A 248-nucleotide genomic window follows, 5' to 3' on the forward strand; every position below is an offset into this window, starting at 1 on the left:
GCCCTGGGCAGCGTCACCCGCCAGGTGGAAACCACCATGCTCTACACCGTCTGGGTATTCCTCGGCATCGAGAGCGCCACGGTCTATGCCAGCCACGCGCGGCACGCGGCCGATGTCAGCCGCGCAACCCTGCTCGGCTTCGTGGTCACCCTGCTGTTGCTGGTCTGCGTCTCGGTGCTGTCGCTGGGCGTGGTGCCGCAGCACGAACTGGCGCAGATGAAGAACCCCTCGATGGCCCAGGTGATGGC

Annotated in this window: 1 protein-coding gene; it reads left to right on the forward strand. The window is 66.9% G+C overall.

Translation table 11 applies throughout. The features are described from left to right. Nucleotides 1-36 precede the first annotated feature (36 nt). Nucleotides 37-248, forward strand: a 212-nt coding sequence (locus ACLJNW_RS27415; RefSeq protein WP_410961710.1) for an amino acid permease, incomplete at its 3' end; no start/stop codon positions are given.

The organism is Salmonella sp. SAL4457 (assembly GCF_046548235.1).
Taxonomy (GTDB): Bacteria; Pseudomonadota; Gammaproteobacteria; order Enterobacterales; family Enterobacteriaceae; genus Salmonella; species Salmonella enterica.